Source organism: Lysinibacillus sp. NPDC096418, from assembly GCF_044762775.1.
Lineage (GTDB): Bacteria > Bacillota > Bacilli > Bacillales_A > Planococcaceae > Lysinibacillus.
In genome coordinates this window covers 175,528-181,770 of record NZ_JBIWEY010000004.1, presented here as the reverse complement: position 1 = coordinate 181,770, position 6,243 = coordinate 175,528, and the positions used below count along the sequence as shown (strand labels likewise).

The window sequence follows — 6,243 nt, the reverse complement described above, 5'->3', positions numbered from 1 at the left end:
CTAGTCCGTCCTTTAATCTTGAAAGTCTAGTATATAAAAAATACCGGCAGTTAGCACACTCTTTTTCAAGTGTCCTAACTACAGGTACCATATTAAATAGCTTTGTTGGACAATCTCTTTTATTGTAAAGAATAAATGATTAAAAAATTAGCGACTACGTAAATCAATCCGACGAATTTTGCCAGATGTTGTTTTCGGTAGTTCTGGTAAATAAGCAATTTGACGAGGGTATTTGTATGGAGCAGTTAATGTTTTTACATGCTCTTGTAATTCTTTTGTCAGTTGCTCCTGATCTTGTGTTTCAAAGCCTGCCTTTAATACGATGTAGGCTTTGACGATACTCCCTCGGATTTCGTCGGGTGCTGCAACTACGGCGCATTCTTGTACAGCTTCATGTTTATTTAGCGCATCTTCTACTTCAAAAGGACCGATTGTGTAGCCAGAGGAAATAATAATATCATCACCACGACCTTCAAACCAGAAGTAGCCGTCTTCGTCGCATTTAGCTTGATCGCCTGTAATATACCAGTCTCCTCTGAAAGCAGCCTGTGTACGTTCAGGTTCATTATAATATTCTTTGAATAAAGCTGGAGAGTCTTTATGAACAGCGATATCACCGACTTCACCCGACGCTACCTCGTACCCTTCTGCATCAATGATTTTAACATTGTTGCCAGGTGTCGGTTTTCCCATAGAGCCAGGACGCAAATCCATATTTTCCATTGTACCAATTAATAATGTATTTTCGGTCTGACCGTAGCCATCTCGTACCTTTAAATTGAATAGATTTTTAAAGGTTTCGATGACAGGGCGATTTAAAGGTTCTCCAGCAGATACTGCGCTGCGTAAAGAAGAAAGGTCATAATCACCTAGTTGATCAAGTTTAGCCATTATGCGATATTCGGTTGGTGTACAGCATAGCACATTAACTTTTTCGTCTTGTATAAGTTGTAGGTACTTGTTTGCATCGAAGCTACCGTGATATACGAAAGCTGTTGCGCCAAGCATAATTGTCGATAAAAATGGACTCCATATCCACTTTTGCCAACCTGGAGCAGCTGTTGCCCATACTAAATCACCTTCGCGAACAGCTAACCAACTTGCTGCTGCTGTACGTATGTGTGCATAGCCCCAGCCATGTGAATGTACGGCACCTTTCGGCTTACCTGTGGTGCCTGATGTATATGAAAGAAAGGCCATATCGTTCCGACTTGTTGGTACTGCCTCAAATGTCGTACTTTGCTTCTCAGCTAGAGTGTCTAACGTTATCCAACCTTCTTCATCGTTTCCAATTACAAGTTTAGTATTTAGTGCTTGATGGTTACTTGTTATGTGATTGACTTCTGAAGTAAAGGCTTGATAAGCAATTATTGCTTTAGCGTTCGCGTGATTAATACGGTACTCTAAGTCATTGGCGCGAAGCATTTCCGAGCATGGAATTGGCACGATGCCTGCCTTCAAGCAAGCTAAATAAACACAATATGCCTCTGGTAGGCGAGGAATAATTACTAAGGCGCGATCTCCCTTTTGTATACCTAAAGAAGTCAATGCGTTAGCGTATTGATTCATGTGATTAACTAATTGCTCATAGGATAAGACTTGACGAGTTCCTTGTGCATCAATCCATCGAATGGCTTGTCGTAAGGAATCACTAGCATACTTTTCAAGTTCTTGTGTAATGTTGTATTGATCTGGTGCGATTAAATTAATATTTTGAATCCCAGTAGTTTCAACCATGCAAGAAATTCCCCCTTTAAATAAATCACGATATAACTATATACTCTAGAATTATTTTACATATACACGGTTAACATTATCAATACAAAATAATGCTATAAAAGACTAGAAATATGACTTCTTTAAGGAATATTTTGATTAAAAGCTATAAAGTAGGTTCTCTTCCTTCAAAACAATATGGGGAAAAGTGGAAAATAATAAATGCTCGAAAATGTTGATTTTTCATTTATAAATTATGAAATTTGAATTGTAAGAGAAATTCTGTTGCCAAAATCTAAATACCTGCTATAATTATTAATGTACCTAGCGTGCTAGGGAAAATATAGTAGCGTTCCGAAGTAGCTCAGTTGGTAGTAGCACCTGACTGTTAATCAGGTTGTCGCAGGTTCGAGTCCTGCCTTCGGAGCCATTTTTTTTTGCCTTTTTTAGCTAAACTTCTCAAAATACTACTCACAGAATTCATCTACAAAAGAGAAGTATACCCTCACTGATTAATAAATTCTTCCTAAACCAGCACACATAAAATTATAATAGATTCATTTTCTTCTTTACCCAAATATCTTCTTACGATTACAGTCTCTATTTGTATTATTTATATAAGATTATTTTCTGGTTTTATACATAAATTGGTTATAGCGAAATATATATTTTTAGTATGCGCTTTTATTGTTTAGTAGGGAATAATTCATAAATTAAGATGTGAAAATACATTCTGTTGATATATTAAAATAATTATTTTATTTAAACCACGTACTCATTACTGAAGTGCGTGGTTTTTATATTAGATAAACTAGGTATAAACGAGAAAAATGGTGACTTAAGTCAAAAAAATGTATGAAAAATTCCATAATTTAGATTGACAACATTATTCTGCTTAAAGTAATATTCAGAGCATGATGTTAATACACGCTTAGATAGACAAGGGGGAATTCAAGTGGAGCCTATTTTAGAGATAGAGGGCGTATCTTTACAATTTGGTGGCGTTAAGGCATTGGACAATGTCACGTATCATATAAACAAAGGTGAAATATTCTCACTTATTGGTCCTAATGGTGCTGGTAAAACTAGTATGCTAAATTGCATCAGTGGTCTATATCAACCAACAAGTGGCTCTATCCGCTATAAAGGGCAAGAAATCATAAATATGAAGCCCTATGAACGTACAAATCTTGGGATGGCACGGGCATTCCAAAATATTGCTCTGTTCGCACATATGTCGGTACTTGATAACCTGAAGCTAGGTCGTCATTCCTTAATGAATTCAGGTGTGTTTAGTGGTGGATTGTATGTAGGAAAAGCCTCGAACGAAGAGATTACGCATCGTAAGAAGGTTGAAGAAGTAATTGAGTTTCTAGAGCTACAAGATATTAGGCATACACCAGTAGGTACACTTCCTTATGGCTTACAAAAGCGAGTTGAGGTTGGTCGAGCATTAGCTTTAGGACCTGAATTGATCTTGTTAGACGAACCCATGGCAGGCATGAATAATGCAGAGAAGGACATGATGTCGAGTTTTATATTGGATATGCATGAAGTGATGGATACAACTGTAGTATTGATTGAGCACGATTTAGGCATTGTTATGAGCTTATCTGATCATATCGCAGTATTGGATTTTGGAAAACGGATTGGCTTTGGCACACCAAAGGAAATTCAACAAAATCCAGATGTCATTAAAGCGTATATTGGGGAAGAAACCGTTATTTAGGAGGGGGAAGAAAAGTAATGAGTGAAAAAACATTACCTACTCTTTTAGCAGAGCGAGCGAAAAGTGAAGCAAATACAGTTGCCCTAAGACAAAAATACCTTGGCATATGGAATGAAGTATCATGGGCTGATTATGAAAAAAATGTTGAATATTTAGCAATTGCCCTGTCCGAGCAATTTGGTTTTAAGAGTGGTGATAGATTAGCCATTATAGGTGAAAATCGTCCGCAATGGCTTTATGCACAATTAGCAGCACAAAGCTTAGGAGGCGTTTCGGTTGGCGTATATCAAGAATCGTTACCTGATCAGATTGAGTTTTATTTAAATGATTGTAAGGCACGTATTGTTATCGTAGAAGATCAGGAGCAGGTTGATAAATTACTTCAGGTCGAAGATAATTTACCACTAGTTGAGCATATTATTTATTACAATAAGCAGGGAATGCGTCACTATAAGAATGATAAACTACAAGACTTAGATAATCTATTAAGCGTAGGTACTGCTTTAGCAAAGGAAAATCCGAGCTTCTTTACTGAAAAAATGAGCCAGATTAGAGGGAATGACCCCGCTATTATTGCGTATAGCGCTGCGACGACGGGGCGACCAAAGGGGGCTATTCTGACACATTTTAACTTGATTGAGGCTGCTAAAAATCTAGCAAAAGTAGATGAAATGAAAAAGAATGACGACTACTTCTCATTTTTACCGCTTTCTTGGGTACATGAGCAAGTCGTTAGTATTGTTTTGCCATTAATGACTGGCGTAGTCGTGAATTTCCCGGAAAAATCACATACGGTTATGGGGGATTTACGAGAAATAGGCCCACAAACGTTGTTAGCTCCACCAAGAGTTTATCAATCGTTAATGTCGAATTTCAACATTCGCATAGAAGGGGCAGGTTGGTTCAAGCGTAAAGTTTACAAAGTCTTTCAAAAGTATGGTAACAAAAAGGCGCTTGCCACAATTGAGGGCAAGGCATTATCTGCGATGGATAAATTTATGTACTGGTTAGGTGATGCATTTATATTTAGTGCGATACGTGATCATTTAGGGTTGGCAAGGATAAAACGGGCGTACGTTGCAGGTGCGGCACTCCAATCAGATGCTTTTTATTTCTATCATAGTTTGGGTGTGAATTTGAAACAAACATATGGCGGAACTGAAGTCGCGGGGATTGCCTTTGTACAGCACGATAATGCTATTAAACCAGGAAGTTCGGGTGTGCCGATTCCGGATACAGAAGTTAAAGTAGAAGCGGATGGCACGATTTATATGAAAAACAATGCAATTTTTTCAGAATACTTGAATGAAGAGGATAAAAAGTTAGTTGTCGATGGTTGGATTTCATTGGGGGACAATGGCTATCTAGATGAAGATGGGCATCTTCATATTTTAGATAGACAAGAGGATGTTATTACAAATCAAGCGGGTGAGCCGGTTTATCCGAGATTAGTCGAAAATAATTTAAAGTCGAGCGTATATATTCAAGAGGCTGTTTGCTTCGGGAAAGATCGTCCTTATATGACGGCAATTGTTAACATCGATTTAAGTAATGTAGGTCGATGGGCAGACAAAAACCGCATTATATATACTGAATATTCTGACTTATCTAGAAATCCTAAAGTAGCTAAACTAATTGAACAAGAAGTAACAAAGTTGATGGGACAATTACCTCCACATATGAGGGTAATGAAATTCTCCATTTTACACAAACAATTTACGGCTGATCAGGGTGAACTAACTCGTACATTGAAAGTTCGTAGAAAGTTTGTAGAGGAAAAATACCATAAGCTAATGGAAGCCATGTATTCGGATTCTGAAGAAGTATCATTAAGCAGTTCAGAAGTTGAATCGTCGGGTGATGTTAGTTTGACTGTCATTCAGTTAGATATTAAACAGGAGGTGGCTTAAAATATGGTATTTTTCTCTCAAATGCTGATTAATGGAATCGTTGTTGGGAGTATTTATGGGCTAGTAGCACTGGGCTTCGTTTTAATCTACCGAGCAAGTGGTGCGTTAAATATGGCAAATGGCGAGTTTGTCATTATTGGGCCATACATTTGTTTAGTACTCATGACTGCTTACGACATACCATTTTTAGTCGCTTTACTTATTACACTCGTCTTTAGTGCAATACTTGGATTAGCTGTCGAGCGACTAGTCGTACGACCTATTCAAAATGCTCCTGTTATTTCAGTAATAATGGCGACGATTGGATTATCAAGTTTATTAGCTGGTGCAGTTCATATGATTTGGGGACATCAAACTCGTGTGTTTCCACCGATTTTCCCTCCTACGCCGGTTGAAATTGGTGGCGTAATCATTACACCAGTTTATTTATGGTCATTTGTTGTTGTTATTGCACTTCTTATTTTATTTTTACTATTCTTCAAGTTCTCGAAAATGGGAATTGCGATGCGTGCTGTAGCAGATGATCGTACGGCCGCATCATCAATGGGAATTAGTGTGAAGTATGTTTATGCAGCAACATGGACAATTGCAGCGGTAGTTGCGGCAATTGGTGGGGTATTACTTGGCAATATTAATGGCGTAAGTCCAACGATGTCAGCGATTGGTTTAACGGTGTTACCAGTAGTAATTTTGGGTGGTTTAGATAGCGTTTTGGGTGCAATCATCGGTGGCTTTATTATCGGAATATGCCAAAACCTAGCTGGTGGCTATCTTGATCCGCTAGTAGGTGGCGGTTTGAAGGATGTTGTACCTTTCATTATTGTTCTACTAATTTTAATGGTTAAACCACACGGGTTATTCGGAAGTCGAGGAATTGAGAGGGTGTGA

Annotated in this window: 4 protein-coding genes and 1 tRNA gene; 4 read left to right on the top strand and 1 reads right to left on the bottom strand. The window is 38.0% G+C overall.

All coding sequences use genetic code 11. The annotated features are described in order from the left end of the window. Positions 1 to 147 precede the first annotated feature (147 nt). Entirely contained in the window at positions 148 to 1,737 is a 1,590-nt protein-coding gene (gene mbcS / locus ACIQZG_RS06465) for an acyl-CoA synthetase MbcS (protein WP_402754344.1), read from the bottom strand. 332 nt (positions 1,738 to 2,069) lie between these two features. Between mbcS and ACIQZG_RS06460 the strand changes: the two genes are divergently transcribed. From ACIQZG_RS06460 to ACIQZG_RS06445, 4 genes are all read left to right on the top strand, one after another. Continuing rightward, positions 2,070 to 2,146 (top strand) — tRNA-Asn (locus ACIQZG_RS06460). A 525-nt stretch (positions 2,147 to 2,671) separates the two neighbouring features. Further along, positions 2,672 to 3,445, top strand: a complete 774-nt coding sequence (locus tag ACIQZG_RS06455; RefSeq protein WP_402754343.1) for an ABC transporter ATP-binding protein — start codon at positions 2,672 to 2,674, stop codon at positions 3,443 to 3,445. A gap of 17 nt (positions 3,446 to 3,462) precedes the next feature. Then, the gene (locus ACIQZG_RS06450) at positions 3,463 to 5,355 is read left to right on the top strand and encodes an AMP-binding protein (RefSeq protein ID WP_402754342.1); all 1,893 of its coding nucleotides are present in this window, start codon (positions 3,463 to 3,465) and stop codon (positions 5,353 to 5,355) included. Positions 5,356 to 5,358: 3 nt separating this feature from the next. Further along, positions 5,359 to 6,243: a branched-chain amino acid ABC transporter permease gene (locus tag ACIQZG_RS06445; protein ID WP_402754341.1), complete on the top strand. Its 885-nt coding sequence runs from the start codon at positions 5,359 to 5,361 to the stop codon at positions 6,241 to 6,243.